General features: G+C 39.2%; 14 protein-coding genes. 12 read left to right on the top strand and 2 right to left on the bottom strand.

Annotated elements, in window-relative coordinates:
- Positions 1-951: 951 nt before the first annotated feature.
- The 12 genes from DXB63_RS16825 (at position 952) to DXB63_RS16770 (ending at position 21,219) form a co-directional block, all read left to right on the top strand.
- Positions 952-3,150 (top strand): GH92 family glycosyl hydrolase, encoded by a 2,199-nt coding sequence (locus DXB63_RS16825; protein ID WP_122127547.1) that lies wholly within the window; start codon positions 952-954, stop codon positions 3,148-3,150.
- 113 nt (positions 3,151-3,263) lie between these two features.
- On the top strand, positions 3,264-3,821 hold the full coding sequence (locus DXB63_RS16820) for an RNA polymerase sigma-70 factor (RefSeq protein WP_122127546.1): 558 nt from the start codon (positions 3,264-3,266) through the stop codon (positions 3,819-3,821).
- Positions 3,822-3,868: 47 nt separating this feature from the next.
- Positions 3,869-4,864 carry a FecR family protein gene (locus DXB63_RS16815; protein ID WP_122127549.1) on the top strand — a complete coding sequence of 332 codons (996 nt, stop codon included), beginning with the start codon at positions 3,869-3,871 and terminating at the stop codon, positions 4,862-4,864.
- Positions 4,865-4,884: 20 nt separating this feature from the next.
- Positions 4,885-7,164, top strand: coding sequence for a GH92 family glycosyl hydrolase (locus DXB63_RS16810; protein WP_122127545.1), 2,280 nt, complete (start codon positions 4,885-4,887; stop codon positions 7,162-7,164).
- 10 nt (positions 7,165-7,174) lie between these two features.
- Positions 7,175-9,448 (top strand): GH92 family glycosyl hydrolase, encoded by a 2,274-nt coding sequence (locus DXB63_RS16805; protein ID WP_122127548.1) that lies wholly within the window; start codon positions 7,175-7,177, stop codon positions 9,446-9,448.
- Between the two features lie 329 nt (positions 9,449-9,777).
- Positions 9,778-13,155: a SusC/RagA family TonB-linked outer membrane protein gene (locus DXB63_RS16800; protein WP_122127544.1), complete on the top strand. Its 3,378-nt coding sequence runs from the start codon at positions 9,778-9,780 to the stop codon at positions 13,153-13,155.
- A 20-nt stretch (positions 13,156-13,175) separates the two neighbouring features.
- Positions 13,176-14,897, top strand: a complete 1,722-nt coding sequence (locus tag DXB63_RS16795; RefSeq protein ID WP_122127543.1) for a SusD/RagB family nutrient-binding outer membrane lipoprotein — start codon at positions 13,176-13,178, stop codon at positions 14,895-14,897.
- Between the two features lie 83 nt (positions 14,898-14,980).
- Complete coding sequence (locus DXB63_RS16790) at positions 14,981-15,838, top strand: endonuclease/exonuclease/phosphatase family protein (protein ID WP_122127542.1); 858 nt, start codon at positions 14,981-14,983, stop codon at positions 15,836-15,838.
- Positions 15,839-15,853: 15 nt separating this feature from the next.
- Positions 15,854-17,872: a glycoside hydrolase family 97 protein gene (locus DXB63_RS16785; protein WP_122127541.1), complete on the top strand. Its 2,019-nt coding sequence runs from the start codon at positions 15,854-15,856 to the stop codon at positions 17,870-17,872.
- Between the two features lie 198 nt (positions 17,873-18,070).
- On the top strand, positions 18,071-19,288 hold the full coding sequence (locus DXB63_RS16780; RefSeq protein ID WP_122127540.1) for an MFS transporter: 1,218 nt from the start codon (positions 18,071-18,073) through the stop codon (positions 19,286-19,288).
- Between the two features lie 27 nt (positions 19,289-19,315).
- Positions 19,316-20,314, top strand: a complete 999-nt coding sequence (locus DXB63_RS16775) for a glycoside hydrolase family 130 protein (RefSeq protein ID WP_122127539.1) — start codon at positions 19,316-19,318, stop codon at positions 20,312-20,314.
- 149 nt (positions 20,315-20,463) lie between these two features.
- Positions 20,464-21,219: a 1-acyl-sn-glycerol-3-phosphate acyltransferase gene (locus DXB63_RS16770; protein WP_122127538.1), complete on the top strand. Its 756-nt coding sequence runs from the start codon at positions 20,464-20,466 to the stop codon at positions 21,217-21,219.
- Between the two features lie 18 nt (positions 21,220-21,237).
- Here the strand turns inward: DXB63_RS16770 and DXB63_RS16765 are convergent, their stop codons facing one another.
- Together DXB63_RS16765 and DXB63_RS16760 are read right to left on the bottom strand one after the other, a co-directional pair.
- Positions 21,238-21,951: a DUF4369 domain-containing protein gene (locus DXB63_RS16765; protein ID WP_122127537.1), complete on the bottom strand. Its 714-nt coding sequence runs from the start codon at positions 21,949-21,951 to the stop codon at positions 21,238-21,240.
- 80 nt (positions 21,952-22,031) lie between these two features.
- A complete protein-coding gene (locus DXB63_RS16760; protein WP_122127536.1) occupies positions 22,032-23,372 on the bottom strand; it encodes a phosphatase PAP2 family protein in 1,341 nt (446 codons plus the stop codon).
- Positions 23,373-23,765 lie beyond the last annotated feature (393 nt).

Here is a 23,765-nt window from a genome sequence, read left to right as displayed (position 1 = left end):
TCAATTATAGAAACAAATAATTAACTGTCCAACTTTTGGGGTGCAGTTCATTTTAGTTGGAAATTAAGAGTTGAGAATTGAGAGTTAAAGCACCTCCTCTGTTTATAGAGGAGGTGTCACGAAGTGACGGAGGAGTTCTTGCATTTTCCATTTTCAACTTTCAACTTCAAAGAAAGGACTCCCTCCCCCTGCGGGTACTCCCTCTATAAACAGAGGGAGAGCTTTTACCGCTTGTCACGAAAAAAGCAGTGCCTTCACTTTAATTAATTAGTAATCAATTACAAAGGAGAAAATCGTGATAAGGTGAAGGCAAATCAAAGTAAAAGTTGAAACAGCAGAATCAGCAAAACAAGCAAGCTAAAAACGCCTAAGGGAGTGTTGGCTTACGCCCCCGTAGATGTAAGCTATCGCTCCCTTGAGCGTTAGTCATCATCCCCTTGAGTGTTAAGCAACGCTCCCTTGTGCGATTTATAAAATGACCTTGATGTTTTTTTAAATCATCAGGTTGTTTTTAAAAAACATAGGGTTGATTGAAAAAAACATCAGGTTGTTTGTAGACAAAGATACGGTCGATTGATGACAAACTCCTATTGTTTGCAAACAACCGACCGTATGTTCCGGTAGACAGATTCCGGTAAGTATGCATTTAGGTAACTATGTGAAATTTTATGGGAAGCAGAACAAGAAATGATTATAATCTGTATATTGAATCTCCTATAATTTCTTACCCAAAATGATGTGAACGGCATCAATACTATTATAATTCGATACCTTTAATTTACTAAATATCAATAATATGCACAACTTCCTAAACATAAATCTTTTAATTTATTAATTCCGCCAACGGGTTAGTTAAAACAATTCTTATAAATACGGTTAAGTGTTTTTTTATAGCAGCTTGTTTTATTAAATATGATTTAGTAATATCGACTAATAAAACCTATATAACTTATGAAAACACACTTAGCCGTTTTGTCAATTGCTTTACTATCCCTTGTAGCTTGTACCTCACAAAAGCCAATCTCCACAGATTATACCCAATATGTTAATCCATTTATTGGAACAGACTTTACAGGTAACACCTACCCTGGAGCACAAGTTCCCTTCGGCATGGTACAATTAAGCCCGGACAATGGTCTGCCTGGCTGGGATAGGATATCAGGTTACTTCTATCCGGATAGTACAATTGGCGGTTTCAGCCACACACACCTATCCGGAACAGGAGCCGGAGATTTATATGATATATCTTATATGCCTGTTACTATACCATATAAAGAAGCAGAAGCACCACTCGGCATCTATTCTAAATTTTCGCATGACAACGAAAATGCCTCTGCCGGATACTACCAAGTATTCTTAAAGGATTATGGTATCAACGTAGAATTGACGGCTACCGAACGATGTGGTATTCAACAATACACTTTCCCGGCAGCAGAATCTGCCATTTTCTTAAATCTCAGAAAAGCTATGAATTGGGATTTTACCAACGACTCATATATTGAAATAGTAGACTCTGCTACCATACAAGGCTATCGTTTTTCCGACGGATGGGCCCGCGATCAGCGAATATATTTCAAGACACGTTTTTCCCGTCCTTTTGATAATATGCAAATAGATACAGCAAGTATCATAAAAGATGGAAAGCAAATCGGAACAAGCTACGTTGCACGCTTCAATTTTAAAACATCGAAAGACGAGCAAATAGTCTTAGCTACGGGAATTTCAGGAGTAAGCATGGAAGGAGCATCAAAAAATCTGGAAGCAGAGGCACCACATAATAATTTTAATAAATATCTGTCTCAAGCAAGAGATGCTTGGAATAAACAACTCTCTAAAATCGAAGTAAACAGTGACAATGAAGATCATAAGACAGTATTCTATACAGCTCTATACCATACTATGATAGCTCCAACCATCTATAGTGATGTAGACGGTTCATATTATGGTCCGGATAAACAAATACACAAAACCGAAGGATGGACCAATTATGGAACATTTTCTCTATGGGACACTTATCGGGCAGCACATCCTCTTTTCACATATACGGAACCTGAACGTACAAATGATATGATTAAATCATTTTTAGCTTTTTATCAGCAAAATGGACGTTTACCCGTATGGAATTTCTATGGTAGTGAAACAGACATGATGATCGGTTATCATTCCGTACCGGTTATCGTCGATGCATATCTAAAAGGAATAGGTGACTTTAATGCAGAAGAGGCATTGCAAGCCTGCATAACGACTGCTAATATAGATAATTATCGAGGCATAGGTTTATATAAGAAATATGGATATATACCTTATAATATGGAAGAAGAATCACTTTCCAAAACATTGGAATATGCATTTGATGACTACTGTATTGCCAAAATGGCAGAAAAGATGGGAAAGAAGAATATTGCGGACGAATTCTATAAACGTTCACAAAATTACCGTAATCTATATAATCCGGCAACATCTTTCATGCAACCTCGCGATGATAAGGGACAGTTCATAGAAAGGTTTAATGCAGAAGAATATACAACTCATATTACGGAAAGTAATGGCTGGCAATATTTCTGGTACGTTCCGCAAGATATTGACGGATTAATAGAATTGACAGGAGGGAAAGAGCATTTTTCAGAAAAGCTAGACAGTATGTTCACTTACTATCCTGCAAAGAATGAAGAACTACCCATTTTCAGTACAGGTATGATCGGGCAATATGCTCACGGCAATGAGCCTAGTCATCACGTCATCTACTTATATAATAAGGTAGATCAGCCATGGAAAACACAGAAGTATGTAGCGGAGGTAATGCGTGATTTATATAAGAATACACCTGCCGGATTATGTGGAAATGAAGATTGCGGACAAATGTCAGCTTGGTATGTATTCAGTGCTATGGGATTTTATCCGGTAAATCCGGTAAGCGGACAATACGAAATTGGTACTCCATTATTCCCTGAAACGAAAATACATCTATCTAATGAGAAAACATTTACAATACTTGCTCCGACAGTCAGCTCCGATAACATCTATATACAATCTGTCAAACTAAACGGACAACCATATAATAAAAGCTATATCACTCATGAGCAAATCATGGATGGATCTACCATAGAATTTGAGATGAGTAATAAACCGGGAAAAGCATGGTATAAATGAATCAAAGTTTAGATGTAAATAAAGTTAAAAATAAGATTTAGCAGAGCTGTTAATAAAATATAAACTGTAATATTGTAAATCCTCTGTTTAACTAATGAAAAACATGACATTACATGGACGAAAACTTTGATTTGACCTATAAATTAATTTTTCGCAAGTATTATCCTAACTTGCTTTTCTACGCTACCCGCCTATTGGGAGCTGACGAAGCAGAAGATATAGTACAAGATGTATTCGTTGAATTATGGCGACGAAAAGATACAATCGAAATGGGTGACCAAATCCTGGCATTTCTTTATCGTTCTGTTTATTCAAAAGCAATTAATCTTTTGAAGCACAAAATGGTGGAAGGCAATTACACGGCAGCAATGGAAAACATCTACAAAAGAAAGATGGAATATTATCAGCCTGACCACAGTGAAGTTATTAAAAGAATAGAAGACCAAGAGTTGAGAAAAGAAATCCAAAATGCCATTAACGAACTACCGGATAAATGCAAAGAAGTATTTAAACTAAGTTACCTACACGACATGAAAAACAAAGAGATAGCCGATATTCTAGGAATATCTCTACGAACTGTCGAAGCTCATATGTACAAGGCCTTGAAACTTTTACGGGGCAGACTTAGTCATCTATTATTTTTAATCGTATTATTTTCAATAAAAGGGTAAGTGTTTTTTTTAGTTGAATTGTTTTTTATATGGATATGGAAGAGAAAATGAATGAATTACATTACGATATACTAATACGCTATTTTGAAGGTAATTGCTCTAATGATGATTTGGAAAAGATAGATGCTTGGATCAAAGAATCAGATGAGAATGCAAAAAAAATATTTCAATGGGAAGAAATATATCATTTAGGAAATAGCCGTTGTTTTACAGACGATCGTTTGATAACCAAAGCAGAAAAACGATTAGATAGTAAATTGGCAAAAGAGAAAAAAGGGAAGCAAAAGATATTCAAATTACACCAATGGATTAAATATGCAGCAGTTATAACTATAGTAATCGCAGTTTCTGCTTTAGCTTATTGGCAATTCAATACAAGTAACAAGGAGGATATGCTTGTAGCCACGACTTCGGAATCACAAGTGAGAGAAATAGTTCTACCAGATGGAACGAAAGTATGGTTAAATCAATCTTCCAGTTTGAAATATCCTCGTCAATTCTCTGAGAAAGAACGAAATGTATATTTGAATGGAGAAGCATACTTTGAAGTAACCAAGAACCGTAAGAGACCTTTTATCGTGCAAAGCGAGATGATGAAAATAAAAGTATTAGGAACTATCTTTAATCTTAAATGTAGTCCGACCTGCCGCATCTCAGAAGCAACATTAATAGAAGGTGAAATTGAGGTCAAAGGAAACAATGAAGAAGGTATGATAATCCTTTCACCGGGACAGAAAGCGGAATTGAACAAAGTTACCAAGCGTATGCAAGTTAAAGAAGTCGATGCAAAACTGGATGCCGTATGGCACAACAACTTGATTCCTTTCGAAAAAGCGACAATCTTTAACATCGCAAAAACATTGGAACGCTTCTATAATGTGAAGATCATTCTCTCTCCCGACATAAGTACTAATAAAACTTATTCAGGAGTACTGAAAAAGAAAGACAGTATTGAATCCGTATTGAAATTACTGAAGAATTCGATACCGATGAACTATAAAATTGTAGATAACAATATTTTTATATTACCGGAAAGCAACTAATTAAAAGCAAACATAATACTATGAAAGTCAGAACATTCTTAATTGGATGTTTAGTAGGCTTATTGTCTCTGAACTCCTGTACAGATTCTCTAAAAATGAAAGAATATGCCGATTATGTAAACCCGTTTATCGGAACCGGTGGACATGGACATACATTTCCGGGAGCCGTAGTACCACACGGCATGATACAACCAAGTCCCGATACCCGCATAGACGGTTGGGATGCTTGTTCCGGCTATTACTATGCCGATACTACAATCAATGGGTTTTCTCATACACATCTTAGCGGAACCGGCTGTGCTGACTTTGGAGATGTATTGCTCATGCCTACTGTCGGAGAACAAAAATATCAACCGCTAGGCTCTAAAAGCCAGAAGATGGCTTATGCTTCTGCTTTTTCTCATGAGAATGAGACCGCAGAGCCCGGTTATTATTCGGTATTTCTTGATACTTACGGAATTAAAGCCGAGCTTACGGCAACCAAACGTGCGGCTCTTCATCGTTATACTTTCCCGGAAAGCAAAGATGCCGGTTTCATTCTTGACTTAGACTACTCCATTCAGGGACAACGAAACAAAGATATGGAAATAGAAGTCATCAGTGATACCGAGATCCGCGGACATAAAATGACTACTTATTGGGCTTTCGACCAGTATATCAACTTCTATGCAAAATTCTCCAAGCCTTTCAAATATACCATGGTAACAGACTCTGTTTCTCTGGACGAAGGGGGCAAACTTATGCCGAGATGCAAGATTCTACTCCATTTTAATACAGAGAAAGACGAACAAATATTAGTAAAAGTAGGAGTCTCTGCCGTTGATATGGAAGGAGCTCAGAAAAATGTAGAAGCAGAATTGCCGGAATGGAATTTTGATAAGATACGGAAAGAAGCCCGTCAGGCATGGAATAATTACCTGTCCAAGATAGATGTAACAACATCGAATACAGAAGATAAGGTTATCTTTTATACCTCATTATATCATACCGCCATCAGTCCGAACTTATTCACGGATGTTGACGGACGTTATCTCGGAATGGACTTGAAAATCCATCAAGGTGATACATTGAAACCAATCTATACCGTATTTTCCTTATGGGATACTTTCCGTGCATTACATCCGCTTATGACGATTATAGATCCGGATTTAAACAATGATTTTATTAATTCTTTAATAAAGAAGCATCAGGAGGGTGGTATATTCCCAATGTGGGACCTGGCTTCGAACTACACAGGAACAATGATCGGTTATCATGCTGCATCGATTATAGCCGACGCATACGTAAAAGGTTATCGCGATTTCGACTTACAGGAAGCGTATAAGGCTTGTGTAAGAGCAGCAGAATATGATACAACCGGAATTAAATGTCCGCCGTTAGTTCTACCGCACCTTATGCCGATGGCTAAATACTATAAAAACACACTGGGATATATCCCTTGTGATCGTGAAAACGAATCCGTGGCTAAAGCCTTAGAATATGCTTATGACGATTGGTGCATATCGGTCCTAGCCGAGGCTGTCGGAGATTATGAGAATAAGAGCAAGTATGCCAGATTCTCAGAAGCCTATGAATTTTACTTCGACCCTAGCACTCGTTTCATGCGTGGCCTGGACTCTAAAGGTGAATGGCGCACTCCATTCAGTCCTCGTTCTTCCAATCATCGCAATGATGATTATTGCGAAGGAACGGCTTGGCAATGGACGTGGTTTGTTCCGCATGATATTGAAGGTTTAGTTAAGCTAATGGGTGGTGAGGATGCTTTTGTCGATAAACTGGATTCTTTGTTTACGGCAGAATCTCAATTGGAGGGTGAAATCGTTTCCGCTGATATTTCAGGACTTATCGGACAATATGCACACGGTAATGAGCCTAGTCACCATATTATACATATGTATAACTATGTGAACCGTCCATGGAAGACACAGGAGTTGGTAGATAGTGTATTCCATAGCCAATATGCCAATTCAATCGACGGCTTATCGGGGAATGAAGATTGCGGGCAAATGTCTGCATGGTATATTCTGAATTCAATGGGATTTTATCAAGTATGTCCGGGCAAACCCATTTATTCCATTGGCCGTCCGTTATTTGACAAAGCAAGCATCAACTTGCCTGATGGAAAGCAATTTACCATCATAACAAAGAATAACTCAAGAACAAATAAATATATCGCTTCCGTAACCTTGAACGGACAGCCATTAAATACACCATTCTTCACACACGACGATATTATCACCGGAGGAATAATGGAGATTACAATGACAGACAAACAAACTCAATGGGGTGTTAAACAGTAAATCCGACAATATGAGAAAAATATTTTTGCTAACAGCTTTATTAAGTTCTACTCTTTTCATAAAAGCAGGAGACCTCACAGAATACGTAAACCCGCTTATGGGAACCCAATCGACCTATGAACTTTCAACAGGTAATACCTACCCTGCCATAGCCCGTCCGTGGGGCATGAACTTCTGGACACCGCAAACCGGAAAAATGGGTGACGGTTGGCAATACGTATATACTGCCAATAAGATTCGGGGATTCAAACAAACCCATCAGCCCAGCCCTTGGATAAACGATTACGGACAGTTTTCCATCATGCCGGTTGTAGGAAAGCCTGAATTCGACGAAGACAAACGTGCCAGCTGGTTCTCTCATAAAGGAGAAATAGCCAAACCTTATTATTATAAGGTATATTTGGCCGAACACGATGTAGTAACGGAAATGACACCGACAGAACGGGCTGTAATGTTCCGCTTTACTTTCCCCGAAAACGATCATTCATACATCGTTGTTGATGCTTTCGATCAGGGTTCTTATATAAAGATAATTCCGGAGGAAAACAGGATTATCGGATATACGACCAGAAATAGCGGTGGAGTGCCGGAAAACTTCAAGAACTATTTTGTAATAGAATTCGATAAACCATTTACCTACCGTGCAACTGTTATCGATACGAACTTAAAAGAAAATGTAAACGAACAAAAGGCAAATCATACGGGTGCAATCATTGGTTTCAGCACCCGTAAAGGTGAAACGGTTCATGCGCGAATAGCTTCATCTTTCATTAGTCCGGAGCAAGCAGTCATCAACTTGAAAGAGTTAAATAACGATAGTTTTGAGACACTGACTGCGAAAGGTAAAGATGCATGGGAAAATGTATTAGGACGCATAGAAGTAGAAGGAGGCACACTTGACCAGTACCGTACATTCTACTCGTGTTTATATCGTTCGCTTTTATTTCCACGTAAATTCTATGAGTTGGATGCCAACGGCAATGCAATTCATTACAGCCCTTACAACGGGCAGGTATTACCGGGATATATGTATACAGATACCGGATTTTGGGATACATTCCGTTGTCTTTTCCCTCTACTAAACCTGATGTATCCTTCTGCAAATAAAGAAATTCAAGAAGGATTGATTAATACCTACAAAGAGAGTGGCTTTTTCCCGGAATGGGCCAGCCCCGGACATAGAGGTTGCATGATCGGTAACAATTCGGCTTCCGTATTGGTAGATGCTTATATGAAAGGAATCAAAGTAAAAGACCTGGAGACATTATACAAAGGATTGATTCACGGAACAGAAAGTGTTCATCCCGAAGTTTCTTCTACCGGACGTCTCGGATATGAATACTACAACAACTTGGGGTATGTTCCTTATGATGTGAAAATTAACGAGAATGCCGCCCGTACATTAGAATACGCTTATGACGATTGGTGTATCTATCAACTGGCAAAAGCGTTGAACCGTCCGGAAAAAGAGATAAAGCTATTTGCCAAACGTGCAATGAATTATAAGAATGTATTCGATAAAGAAACACTGTTAATGCGCGGAAAGAATGAGAACGGAACCTTCATGTCTCCATTTCCCCCATTAAAATGGGGTGATGCATTCACCGAAGGAAACAGTTGGCATTATTCCTGGTCTGTGTTCCATGATCCACAAGGATTAATCGACTTGATGGGAGGAAAGGAAATGTTTATTACTATGCTCGATTCCGTCTTTTCTGTTCCACCTGTTTTCGACGACAGTTATTATGGTCAGGTTATCCATGAGATTCGGGAAATGACCGTTATGAATATGGGAAATTATGCACACGGAAATCAGCCGATCCAACACATGATTTACCTTTATAACTATGCAGGAGAACCATGGAAAGCACAATATTGGCTACGACAAGTAATGAACCGTATGTACACTCCTGCCCCTGACGGCTACTGCGGAGATGAAGACAACGGACAAACATCTGCTTGGTATGTATTCACGGCATTAGGTTTTTATCCTGTTTGTCCGGGTTCCAACGAATATGTGCTGGGAGCACCTCTGTTCAAGAAAGCCACGCTTCATTTGGAAAATGAAAAGGATTTGATTATCAATGCTCCCGACAACAATAATGAGAACATTTATATTCAATCCATGAGTATAGACGGAAAAAATTACACTAAGAACTACCTGAAACATTCAGATATAATTAATGGTGGAGTTATCGACTACAAGATGAACAACCAACCGAATAAGAGCAGAGGAATTACGGACGAAGATTTTCCATATTCATTCTCTAAAGAAAAAAGATAAAGTAATCCTTTCTACTACCATATAATCGATTGAATCGTTTTATCAGGGGAAGCCTTTCGTTTGACCTAGGCTAAACGACAGGCTTCCCTTGCTTAAACGACAGGTTTCCCAAGGTCAAACGATTCAATCGACCATACCATTAAATCCAACCATCCCATCAACTCAAACGAAGAGTTATTTTAAATAAAAATAAGTTTTTTGAAAAAAATCGCCAAAACAAGTAAGTGATTTTAAAAGCACACTTGTTTTATTAACATAAAGAGATTGACGAAAAAGTTTACATAACTTATTCCTTGATTTTAAAGTTAACAATTAATTAATGCTAATCTATGAAAAGTAATCATTTACTGCGAAAGCCGAAACTACTACGTGCTTCATTGATTCTTTTATTTATGGCAGCCCCTATTCAATGGGCAGCTGCACAGTTCACCCTGTCAACTTCACAAACCACATTGGGACAAGTGATAAAAACAGTACAGAAGCAGTCCAAGTATCAATTCTTTTATGATGATCAGCTATCCGGCACACCGATAGCTTCCGTCAACGTAAAAGATGCCACTTTGGAAGAGTTACTGAACGCCGCTTTAAAAGGTAAAAATGTAACTTATAAGATTGAAGATAACGTAGTTTATCTATCCAAAGGTAACAACGGAGCACAAGCCGTTAAACAAGACCCGGTAGAACGCAACATTTCAGGTACCGTAGTCGATACGAACGGCGAACCACTCATCGGTGTCAATGTATCCGTAAAAGGTACGACAACCGGAACAATCACTGACTTCGACGGCAATTATACGTTAAAGGTAACAGAAGCAAATCCTGTAATCGTATATTCTTATATAGGTTACAAGTCACAAAACCTGGCATTAGGAGACAAAAATGTTTTGAATGTCACGTTGTCTGAGGATACACAAATCATTGACGAAGTTGTTGTAACAGCATTAGGTATCAAGCGTGAAAAGAAAATGCTGGGATACGCCGTTCAGGAATTAAAATCCGACCAGTTAAACAAGACCGGTGATCCTTCCGTAACCAGTGCACTACAAGGAAAAGTGGCAGGCTTGCAAATGAATACGGCAGGAACAGGTTTAGGCGGTTCTACGAAAATAACGATTCGCGGTAACTCTTCTTTGGCAGATAACAACCAACCGCTTTGGATTGTAGACGGCGTCCCATTCAGTGATAATAATAACTCAGACGCTTCATACTACGGAGGTGTAGACCGTGGAGGTAGTGCAATGGATATAAATCCGGAAGATATTGAATCTATTTCCGTACTGAAAGGACCGAATGCCGCAGCTCTTTACGGTTCACGTGCCGGTAACGGAGTAATCTTGGTAACGACCAAAAAGGGTTCAAAGAAAGATGGCTTCGGAGTTAGATATAGCGGAAACTTTACTTGGAGTCAAGTAGCCGAGACTTTGGACAAACAAGACCGTTACGGTCAAGGAACAGACGGAGAATACGATAAATCTGCCGGCGGCAGCTGGGGTGGAGTTCTTGACGGACACATGGTTACTGCATGGAACGGACAACAACTACCTTACTCCAACTATGGAAACAAATTGGAAGATTATTTTAACACGGGATTTGCACACAATCACAATGTATCTGTAAGTAACGTAACAGATAAATCACACTTCAGAGCATCTTTCGGAAGTTCCAATAACAAAGGAGTATTCCCGAATGAAAAACTGAATAAGATCAACATTGACTTGAATGCCGGAATGGAGATGAACAAATATTTATCCATGGATGGAAAGATATCTCTATCGCGCACGAAAGCAGAAGACCGTCCTTATTTCGGTGTTTATGGAGCAATTTCACAGTTAATGGGTATTCCAAATAACGTTCGACTGGATGATTTGAAACAATATTCAAACGACAATTCCGTACATGTAAACTGGACAGGCCCTAACGCCAGTGTCCGTAATCCTTATTATGTACTCAACCAACGCCACAATTCCGATGAACGCTGGAGGGCATTCGGATACTATGGTGCAAAGATTAATTTCACAGACTGGTTACATTTAAGTGCTAAATACGCATTCGATTACTATCGTACCCGCATTCAAGATACAAATGCAGGAGATGGTTTTGAGGTTAGTGCCCCACGATATATCCTGGACGATGAGATGAAACGTTCCGAAGAAAACTTCTTTGAATCAAATGCAGAGGTAATCCTAATGGGTGACAAGCAATTGACCGATAATTTCCGTTTAGGATTCACAGTTGGCGGTAACTGCATGTACCAGAAGTTTGAAAGCCTGGATGCAGGTGTAAGAAATATGCTTGATAAAAACGTTTGGATATTTAATGCAGCAAATATGCTGAACACAGCAGGAGAAACCGGTCGTGAGCGTTCTACTAACTCTGTATTCGGTTCTTTACAATTATCGTGGAAAGAATATCTGGCATTGGATTTAACCGCACGCAATGACTGGTCTTCTACCCTTCCGGCAGATAACCGTTCATTCTTCTATCCTTCAGCAAACTTAAGTTTTGTTATTTCCGATTTTGTACGTTCATTAGACAAATCACTGCCTTCTTGGCTGACCTTTGCAAAGCTACGTCTATCCGCAGCACAAGTCGGTAAAGATACGGACCCATATCAATTATACAATTCTTACGATCTAAAATTCGAAAAGGGTGAGTTGATTGTTAATAAACAAAACGTGAAGATGAACGACCGATTAAAACCTGAAATTTCCACATCATATGAAGGTGGTTTGGATATGAAGTTCCTCAATAACCGTTTAGGATTCGATTTTACCTATTATTACAGCCGCACGAAAAACCAGATAATGAAAGTCCCGGCTCCGGCTCCTTGGAGTGGAGGAAAATGGGTCAATGCAGGTTTAATTACCAATAGTGGTTTTGAATTCATGCTGTACTCTACACCGGTACAAACTAAAGATTTCACTTTTGACTTGAATATAAACTTGGCAAAGAACGTTTCTAAAGTGAAAGAATTGGCAGAAGGCGTAGATCATATCTATTTTAATGGTGACAGCAATTTCCCTGTTAAGGTAGGTGCACGCCCCGGACATAAGTTGGGAGAGATATATGCTACAAAACTCTATCAATATGATAATAATGGAAATAGAATTATTGAAGAGAAAACAGGTCTGCCCAAACAAATAGAAGACGAGAAAGTCAGATTAGAAAAACCAATCGGTAATATCCAGCCTAAGCTATTAATGTCCGTAGCCCCTTCCTTTACTTATAAAGGATTTAGTCTTTCGGCATTATTTGATATGAAGTTCGGCGGACAAATATTCTCCATGTCGGAAATGAGTGCAGCTAAAAACGGTTTGGCGAAAACGACTATGAATCGTGGCGAGAACGACGGTTACATGATGACAATACCGGGTGTATACAGCGATGGTCAAGTCAATACGACAAAGGTAAAAGCGCAAGAATATTACGCAAGCACTATTGCCGAAGATTATATCTATGACGCTTCATTCATCAAATTAAAAGAACTCGCTTTCGGATATTCATTCCCCAAATCAATATTAAAGAAAACTCCGTTGACTTCATTAAACGTATCATTTGTAGCTCGTAACATTGCCTATTTATTAAAGCATACTCCGGGAACAAGCCCTGAGGGTGGTTACGACACAACCATGTTTTCTCAAGCTATTGACTTCATGGCAATACCTTATACCCGAACATTCGGTTTCTCTGTTAACTTAGGATTTTAATTTACTAAAAGAAGAAATATATGAAAGCTAAAAAATATAATCGATTTAAATTATTTGCACTATGCAGTCTGTTAGGATTTGCATCATGTAATGATTTTGACGAAATGAACATTGACCCTTATGCCCCAATCTATGATATATCTGTAATAGGCGGTACGGCAGAAGGCATAGATATAGACTATACCCTCTCGGATGCTGCAATGGAAAGTATTCGGGCCATGGAAAGTGCAATCGGCTCTGTTTTTGGGAACTTCGTTTATGAAGGTGCTTACAATGACTACCAAATCACGACAAACTTGACACATGATATTTATAGTGCCTATTTTGCCAATAATGTAGCAGGCTTCCAGCAGAACTCCCCTACTTACTCATACAATGACGGGTGGTCGGCAAGTCGTTGGCGTCATTTCTATGATGACCGTACAATAGGTGAATACAGCCAGTTACTCAAAACATTCTATTTCTGTGATAAAGAATATTATCACAATGCATTCTATATCACCCGTATATACTATGCATTCCTAATATCCATGCAAACAGATACTTATGGAGATATACCATTAGAATATTACGTAAAAGGCATGGTACCTCCATCTGAAAAGGTTAATTACATGCCACAGGAAAAAGTATACGAAACAATCTTTGCATTACTTGACCAGGCTATCGACCAATTAGGGAAAACTCCGACAGGAAAGCAATATAATTTAGGAGATTACGACAAATGTTATGGTGGGGACGTAAACCAATGGTTACGTTTTGCGAATACACTGCGCTTGCGTCTTGCTCTTCGTATTTCAAACATAAATCCGAGCTATGCAGAACAGCAGGGAGTTGCCGCCCTGACACATCCGGCCGGATTACTAAAGGACGATGCCGATAACATGAAATTAACTCCAAAATATTCTTATAACGACGGCAATGAAAACATTTATACCTTATTATATGAATGGAGTGCCAATGTGTTAATGTCCCAAGATATGGAAATGGCTTACAAGAACCAATCTACAATTCTTGATCCACGATGTGAAATACTTTGGTGGCGTCCTACTTCTTTAGATGACTTAAATGCAAAAGACGGTCCTAAAGAATCTGATAAAGATTTTAAAGGAATGCCTATCGGAGAGCTACCAAAAGGAAAGACTTCTGCGGAAACATATTCTCCAAGCAGAGTACTCCTTACCCAAGATCAACATATTCTTGATCCATTACATTGGTGGTGCAAAGCTCGTGAAATCGTATGGTTAGGTTACGCTGAAAGTCGTTTCTTATTAGCCGAAGCTGCATTACGTGGTTGGCAAGGTATCGGTAAATCCGCCAAAGATTATTATTTAGATGGTATTCGCGCTTCTATGGAGTACTATCAAATTAACCAAACTAAAGGTCAGGCAGCAATCAATGATTATATCGACGGATTAAAGTTCATCAACGTATTCGACAATGGTTCTAAAGAAGAACAGCTAGAACAGATTATCACACAAAAATGGATTGCTGTATTCCCTAACGGTAATGAAGGATGGGCAGAGTTCCGCCGTACAGATTATCCTGCGTTAGCCAATATCTTGCAAAACACATCATCGGATGTTCCACAAGGAAAATTCATCAAACGGGTACGTTATCCCGATAACGAAAGTTCTAATCCAAACAAACCTTCCGCACTTCAAGGAGATCGCGTTTGGTGGGACGTTGCCGATACAAACAATGACAATGGTGCAAGAGTAACCCCCAACAACTTCCGTAATTGATTAATAGTTAAATGAATGTAGAAATGTCCGGACTTTAGTTCCGGACATTCTATACTACACAAACAAAATTATTTACCTAATCTATGAGAACTAATTTATATATCCTTTTGGCATGCATAAGCATATTGCTAGGCAGTTGCGCAAATGAAAGAAATATAAACTTACGTTGGGCTACTTTTAATATACGCTATGACAATCCGCAAGATAGTCTTAACAGTTGGCAATACCGTAAAGATAATGTTTGTCAATTCATTTGCAACCACAACATTGACATTATCGGTATGCAAGAAGTCCTCTATAATCAATTCAACGATCTAAAATCCTGCTTAACAGAATATTCAGCTATCGGTGTTGGCAGAGATGACGGCAAAACGGCAGGAGAATATGCTCCGCTATTCTATCGCCATGATAAATTTGAAGTACTCGACAGCAATACATTCTGGTTGTCCGAACAGCCGGATAGCATAGGCTCGACAGGTTGGGACGCCGCTTGTATAAGGATTGCGACTTGGGCAAAGTTCAAAGATAAAACCACAGGAAAAGTTTTCATGGCAGTAAACACTCACTTCGATCACATAGGTACAGAAGCACGCAAAAACAGCGCATTACTCATTATTCGCAAGATAAAAGAAATTGCAGGTGATCAACCCGCTATCCTAACCGGTGATTTTAATGTTTCCGACAAATGGGAAGCATACGAAACTATTACTACAAATACATTCGTGATGAAAGATGCCCACAAGATTGCAGACAAAGGAGAAGGCGTCGATTATACATTCCATGATTTCGGACGCATACCGATAGAAGAACGTGAGAAAATCGACTTTATATTCGTCACACCTCAAATCAGGGTTCTTGATTCTGAAATTCCTGTAGAAGGTAATGATTCTATCGGTTTCTTATCAGACCACAATCCACAAATCATCTCTTTGCAGTTTTAACTTTATACAACCACCATGAACAGATATATCGGCATTGTCTCATTACTTCTCATTTTACTTTGCGGCTGCTCTCATCATCCACAAACAGAAATAAGCTCTCCTGACGGAACTATCAAGATCTATTTCTGTCTAAACGACAGTAACCGGATGGCTTACCGGATAAGTATAAATGACAGTTCTTTCATTGCTCCGTCCCAACTCGGTTTTGAGGCTAATAATGGAATAAATCTATATAAAGACTTCCAAATAACAGGAACGGATTTTAGTACAAAAGATGAAGTTTGGACTCAACCATGGGGAGAAAACAAATCTATCCGTAATCATTATAATGAAGTGGCTATCCATTTGAAAGATAGTAAAGCAACCCGTTTAACCATACGTTTCAGAGCATTTGATGACGGCATAGGTTTCCGCTATGAATATCAAGTACCAAACATCGATTCGTTATTCATAATTAATGAACTTACTGAATTCAACATCGCAAATAATGGAGTATCATGGTCTATTCCTGCTAATTTTGAAACCTACGAACTGCTTTACCGCACCTTGCCTATCAATAAGGTAGAAACAGCCAATACCCCAATGACTTTCAAAACAGATAACGACATATATGCAAGTATTCATGAAGCAGCACTGACCGATTTTCCTGAAATGACCTTAAAACAAACAGAGGCATGTAATTTCAAATCGGAATTAGCGCCGTGGCCCGACGGAATAAAAGCACGTTTTGCCGGAGGTAATGTTACAACTCCTTGGCGTACGATACAGATTGCCAAAGAAGCAGTAGGCTTAATAAATTCCGGCCTTATTCTAAATTTAAACGAACCTTGTGCACTCGAAACGACTGATTGGATCAAACCCATGAAATATGTCGGAATCTGGTGGGGAATGCATTTGGGTGTGGAAACATGGACTATGGACGACCGCCATGGGGCAACAACAGAAAATGCCAAAAGATACATCGACTTCGCAGCTGCTAATAACATCGAAGCCGTCATGTTCGAAGGTTGGAATGAAGGTTGGGAAAGTTGGGGAGGTATGCAAACCTTTGATTATACCAAACCTTATGCTGATTTTGATATCGTGGAAGTAGCCCGTTATGCCAAGGAAAAAAACATTCAGATCATAGGGCATCATGAGACAGGTGGAAATATTCCTAACTATGAACGCCAATTGGATAAAGCATATAAATGGTATGCCGACCTAGGTATACACTCCGTAAAAACCGGATATGCAGGGGCTTATCCCGGAGGATATTGGCATCATAGCCAATACGGAGTACGGCACTATAGAAAAGTAGTAGAAACTGCCGCTAAATACCATACCACAATCGATGCCCATGAACCGATAAAAGATACCGGTATCCGCCGCACCTATCCCAACATGATGACACGTGAAGGAGCTAGAGGCATGGAATGGAATGGATGGAGCGAAGGCAATCCACCCGAACATCACGAGTTATTACCTTTTACCCGCTTACTTGCAGGTCCTATGGATTATACACCGGGAACATTTGATATCTTATATGAAAAGACACGTAACTCTCCCAAACGTAAAAAATGGAATGATCTAGACAAAGGGAATAGTCGCGTAAACACAACTTTAGCGAAACAAATAGCTAATTGGGTAATACTTTATTCGCCTTTGCAAATGGCATCCGATATGATCGAGAACTATGAGAATCATCCGGCTTTCCAGTTCTTTCGGGATTTTGATGCCGATTGTGACTGGTCTAGAGCATTGGCAGGAGAACCCGGAGAGTTTGTCGTTGTAGTACGTAAAGCTAAACAAAATTATTTTCTAGGTGCTTCCACCAACGAAGAAGCCCGTACGATAAACATCAAACTTGATTTCCTGGAAAAAGGAGAACTATATAAAGCCACCATCTATGCCGATGGAAAAGATGCAAATTGGGAAACCAATCCAACCGATTATCAGATTACAGAGCAAATAGTAACTGCCAATGAAAGTTTGAGTATTACAATGGCAACAGGTGGAGGACAAGCCATCTCATTCATGCCAGTCGATGAATAATATTTTTCTACTAATTTTCAGTTCGGAAGTTTCTTTATTCTAGCCGTCAAATACAAAAACGACGGCTGGATGAGGAAACAAACAAAGATTCATAAAGACCCAATAAAAGAGTCCTAAAATAATAATATAGTGAAAAACGACCCAAACAAACCAATCAAGCGAAACCCTATCTACTGGGTACCTACTGTCTATTTTGCGATGGGATTACCCTTTGTAGCTTTGTCCATGGTATCCGTACTGATGTTCTCCGATTTAGGAATATCCAATGCCCGGATAGCATTCTGGACTTCCCTTATTATGTTACCTTGGACATTAAAACCATTATGGAGCCCGTTCCTTGAAATGTTTAAAACAAAGAAACATTTTGTCGTCATCACGCAACTTGTAACCGGTATTTCATTTGCTTTAGTCGCTTTATCATTGCCTCTCCCCGACTTCTTCACCTATTCTATTGCTTTCATGGGAATAATCGCATTCAGCGGTGCAACACATGACATAGCCGGAGACGGAGTTTATTTAACGGAACTATCTTCTTCCGAACAAGCCAAATATATCGGCTGGCAAGGAGCATTCTACAACTTGGCGAAAATACTGACCAATGGAGCTTTGGTATATCTGGCAGGAGAACTTAAAAACTCCATCGGCGTAGTAGAGGCATGGATGTCTATCATGGGAATATGCTCTTTGATTATGGTATGCATCGGATTATACCATATTCGTATTCTCCCTTCCGGTGGTGCGGCAGCAGATAATGTCCGTACAACAAAAGATGCATTGCACATGCTTGGGGAAGTAATATGCACCTTCTTCCGGAAGAAGCATATTATATGGTATATCTGTTTCATCATCCTTTACCGCTTCGCGGAAGGCTACGCCATGAAAATAGTACCTCTGTTTTTAAAAGCACCGGTAACCGATGGAGGCTTGGGACTGGAAGTACAAGAAATCGGCTTAATATACGGCACATTCGGAGCGGGCGCCTTTATAGCAGGCTCTATTTTAGGAGGATATTATATCTCACACTTCGGACTAAAAAAAGTATTGTTTTCACTTTGCTGTGCATTCAATATACCATTTGTAGTCTATTTCTTACTGGCAATGTATCAACCTACGGAATTAAGTCTGATCGGCGCAGCCATTGTGCTTGAGTATTTTGGCTACGGATTCGGATTTGTCGGTCTGATGCTATTCATGATGCAACAGGTAGCTCCCGGCAAACATTCAATGGCACATTATGCATTTGCCACAGGAATTATGAATCTGGGGGTAATGATCCCGGGTATGATGAGCGGTTATCTGAGCGACTGGTTGGGCTATCATAATTTCTTTATTTGGGTATTGATAGCAACAATCCCTTCCTTCTTAGTTACCTATTTTGTTCCATTCACTTATCCGGATGCTAAAAATAAACAGTAATACAATATCAACATAAAAGAATAAATAATGAAAGATTTAAAAATTATAAGCGGAGCATTACCCGATATGCCTTGGGAAGACAGACCGGAAGGTTCTAAAGAAGTAGTATGGAGATATTCTGCCAATCCTATTATTCCCCGTGATTTATTACCGACATCAAACAGCATTTTCAATAGTGCCATAGTACCTTTCAAAGATGCCTATGCCGGGGTATTTCGTTGTGACGACACCAACCGGAGGATGCGTCTGCATGTAGGATTCAGCAAGGATGCCATTCATTGGGATATAGAGCCGGAACCTTTAAGTTTTGAGTGCGATGATAAAGAAATCGGGACTTGGGTTTACGGTTATGATCCAAGAGTCTGCTTTATTGATGACCGTTATTATATCACTTGGTGCAACGGTTATCACGGACCTACTATCGGTGTGGCATGGACAACGGATTTTAAGAATTTCCATCAACTGGAAAATGCTTTCATTCCATTCAATCGTAATGGCGTATTATTTCCTAAAAAGATTAACGGACATTTCGCAATGCTAAGTCGCCCCAGTGACAACGGGCACACTCCTTTCGGAGATATATTTTACAGTGAATCACCCGATATGGAATTCTGGGGACATCATCGTCATGTTATGAGTCCGGCTCCATTCGAGCAAAGTGCTTGGCAATGTACTAAGATCGGCGCCGGCCCCACTCCTATCGAAACATCAGAAGGCTGGTTACTGATTTATCATGGTGTGCTGGCTTCATGTAACGGCTTTGTATATAGTTTCGGAGCAGCATTGCTTGACTTGGATAAACCGTGGAAAGTAAAATTCCGTTCCGGACCTTACTTAATATCACCGCAAAAAAATTACGAATGTATGGGTGATGTTCCTAACGTTTGCTTCCCATGCGCAGCTTTGCACGACCCTGAAAGCGGACGAATCGCCATTTATTACGGATGTGCCGATACGGTTACAGGATTGGCTTTCGGATATATCCCTGAAATCATAGAATTTACAAAGCGTACATCCATTATATAATAGTGGAACGGCAGAGAAATTCGGAATAAGAAGTGGTGATTATAATGACTAAGGTACTGCTTTTATAAGAAGCATTAAAAATAGCGTGCAGAAATAATGGTTTAATAAAATAAATCATTTATTTTTGTACGTTAATTAAGCCGAAAGCCATGAAGATTTTATACCATATTTACCAGATTTGTATAGCTTTACCCATTCTATTGGTTCTGACTATACTGACAGCCGTAGTAACAATGATCGGAAGCCTGTTTAATGCACACTTCTGGGGTTATTATCCCGGTAAAATATGGTCTCAACTATTTTGCTATATCCTTTTAATCCCTGTCAAGGTAAAAGGACATAAAAATATCAGCAAAAAGACATCTTATGTATTTGTCGCTAACCATCAGGGTTCATTCGATATATTCCTCATATACGGTTTTCTAGGACGTAACTTTAAATGGATGATGAAGAAAAGCCTCCGCAAAATGCCATTTGTTGGAAAAGCCTGTGAGTCTGCAGGGCATATTTTTGTAGACCGATCCGGTCCGCGAAAAGTATTGGAAACCATACAACAGGCACGTGAGACGCTGACCGGAGGAACTTCATTGGTAGTATTTCCTGAAGGAGCACGTACTTTTACCGGACATATGGGCTATTTCAAAAAAGGAGCTTTTCAATTGGCAGATGAATTACAATTACCGGTTGTTCCCCTTACGATAGACGGTTCATTCGATGTTTGGCCACGTACAGGAGGATGGATTAAGTGCCACCGTATGACTTTGACAATCCATCAACCGATTCCACCTAAGGGACAAGGTGCCGAAAACATCAAAAAAATGATGGAAGAATCTTATGAAGTTATTCAAAGCGCACTACCGGAAAAATATAAAGGAATGATAAAGAACGAAGACCAAGACCGTTAAAGGTTTTGGTCTTTTTATTTAGTTATTGACTGCGGTAGTAGTACCATGTTCTTTCATCATGTGAAGATTCTTACGGGCAGTAGATATGTAATCTCTCACATAAGGATTATTACGAAAATCTGCCGGAACTTTAGAAAGAATGTCCTCAATCTGCGGAGTCATAACCGGATAAGACTGACATAGCAACAAAAACACTCCCGGTCCTAACACATTGTTATAATTCGCTGTGATAAAGTTCTCTATCAAAGAGCTCATTTCCACAGATATTTGCTTACTTTCCCGTTCCATTTCATGTTCAATCAAAAGAGGGTCTTCACCGTTTAATATCATTTTGGCTTCCTTTCGTTCCAACTCTCCGGCACGACGGTCTAATTCATTTTTCTTATCAAAAAAACCATAAAGCGCTTCATTGAGAGGAGTACCGTCTACTCGCAACTCCGTATTATCAATCTTTACATTGATTTGACCACGCTCAAGGACAAGAGGCATAATGATATTATCATCCATAAACAACATGACCATCTCTGTCGAATCAAGTTTCCCTTGCATTTTAAACAACCCGTGTATTACTTCAGCAGAGTCCACCTTTACCAATTCACTTCCTTTCAATGTTTTCAAGAACAACATTCTCCCATCTAAACTGGATATGGATGATTCGCCATTAATCTTGTACTTAGATGTGCAGGAGGTAAGAACTGCAAGCAATGAAAAAGCAAAGAATAATCTATTCATACTTAATATAATATCTGTTGATACCTGCAAAGGTACAATCAATAATCTAGCATCAGAAACATTTTATCATTAATTAAAAATTAGAAGTTGATATTAACCGAGCTGCCCAATACCAGCAGATGAGTCGGTTTAGAGATTTTATGTTTCTCTTTCGTCCCCGAAGTATATAAATCGAATGCAAGATGTGTAGGAATAAAATCATAATCAAAAAAGAACCTTACCGAGAAATTCCTTTTAAGAATATAAGTTGTAGAAATGCCTGTACCAACACTTATAGAGTGAAACTCCCCAAACTCCATTATATTCCGCTCCTCATTGATTCCTTCTTCATTTTTGTAAATAGCTGTAATTTTACTTCCTCTTGAATATTGCGTGCCAAGAAGCAATTTGCTACCTACTCTCCACCGATTGGAAAAAGGATAAGAAAAATAGGCTCCGGCGTCTAATGAAAGGACATCTGTAGAACCCGGGCTTATTTCTTCTGCCGCATGAGCATAATCTCCTGTAATGGAGGTCGGAACGTTAGAAATCCTTAAACGACCGCCGACACCGATATAGGGATTTGCAAACCAAGCTCCTTCGAAACCGGCACTGGCTCCCGTAGCCGTATAAAAATTTACACCATTAATGCAAGCATGCTTCCCTGAAATCATAGCTAACCCTAAATAATAACCTAAGAAAGAAGGAGGTGTATCTTTACTTACTTCTCCAAATTTCAACTGTTCTCGCAAGATTCCTTTATCTTTAAAAATAAGGTCGGCAAAGAAATATCCCAGTTCAGTGGATAATATGCCGATACCTGCTCCCACCATTACATCACTCAGCCAATGACGATTATTCAATTGACGCCCGATGGCGGTAGCCGTGGCAACTGAGTACCCGCCGATACTATACCAAGGACTGCGTGTCGTCCCATACTCTTTATGAAAGATAGTAGCCGACATGAAAGCTGTTGCAGAGTGTCCTGAAGGAAAAGAATTACGGGAAGAACCATCCGGACGCATCACTTCCGCCGTATTCTTAATAATGTTCACCGCACTCGCCATCAATATGGCAGAAAAAGCATCCGAAACCACCATTCTTCCCCAAGAATTACGGTTTTCCACTCCCGCCAGTTTCATCCCAAACGTGGCAGCCAAAGGAAGATATTGCAAGTAATCATCATAATGATGTTCAAAACGAGGAACATACCGGTTACGAAGTCCCCTGAAATTCTTATTTTCTTTTTGCAACACCAATCCGGCTGCAATAAGAGGAACGCCGATATAAGTCATCTGATAGGCACGGCTGGAAGTAGCTTTATCAATCCTTAATTTTGCTCTTTCCCATTTGGAAAGAGGATATAATGCTGTACTATCCGGTTGATAAGCGAATAGCAGATTAAAATGAAGCAAGAAAACAATAAGCCAAAGTGTTTTCATCAAAAAAGTTTTTTGTGTATTAATAATGTATCTGTCGTGTTTTGGCAACAAATATATTAAGAATATTATAACCGACTAAAAAAAGAGAGAAAAATCTTGTGGTAATTTACGCAACAGACAAACGGTCTTTATCGGAAAAGATAACAGATTACATTTCTGTGTGTATTTCAAACTTTTCTTCGCACTAACTTCACCCTTCACTATTGAGCGTAAGCATCTGTTACATAACCAATAAAAGTGAAGGCAATTAAATAAAGTCGAGAATTGAGAGTTAAAAGTTGAGAGTTCACTCTCGCTCTTTTAATAACTTTCAATTCTCAACTCTCAATTCTCGACTAAATGAACTGCACCCCAAAAGTTGGACAAAAAAGAGTCTTACACATGAAATTAAGT

Origin of the sequence: Bacteroides sp. OM05-12 (genome assembly GCF_003438995.1) — a bacterium.
Lineage (GTDB): Bacteria > Bacteroidota > Bacteroidia > Bacteroidales > Bacteroidaceae > Bacteroides.
Note: the sequence above shows the minus strand (reverse complement) of the source record. Positions and strands in the feature narration are given on the sequence as shown.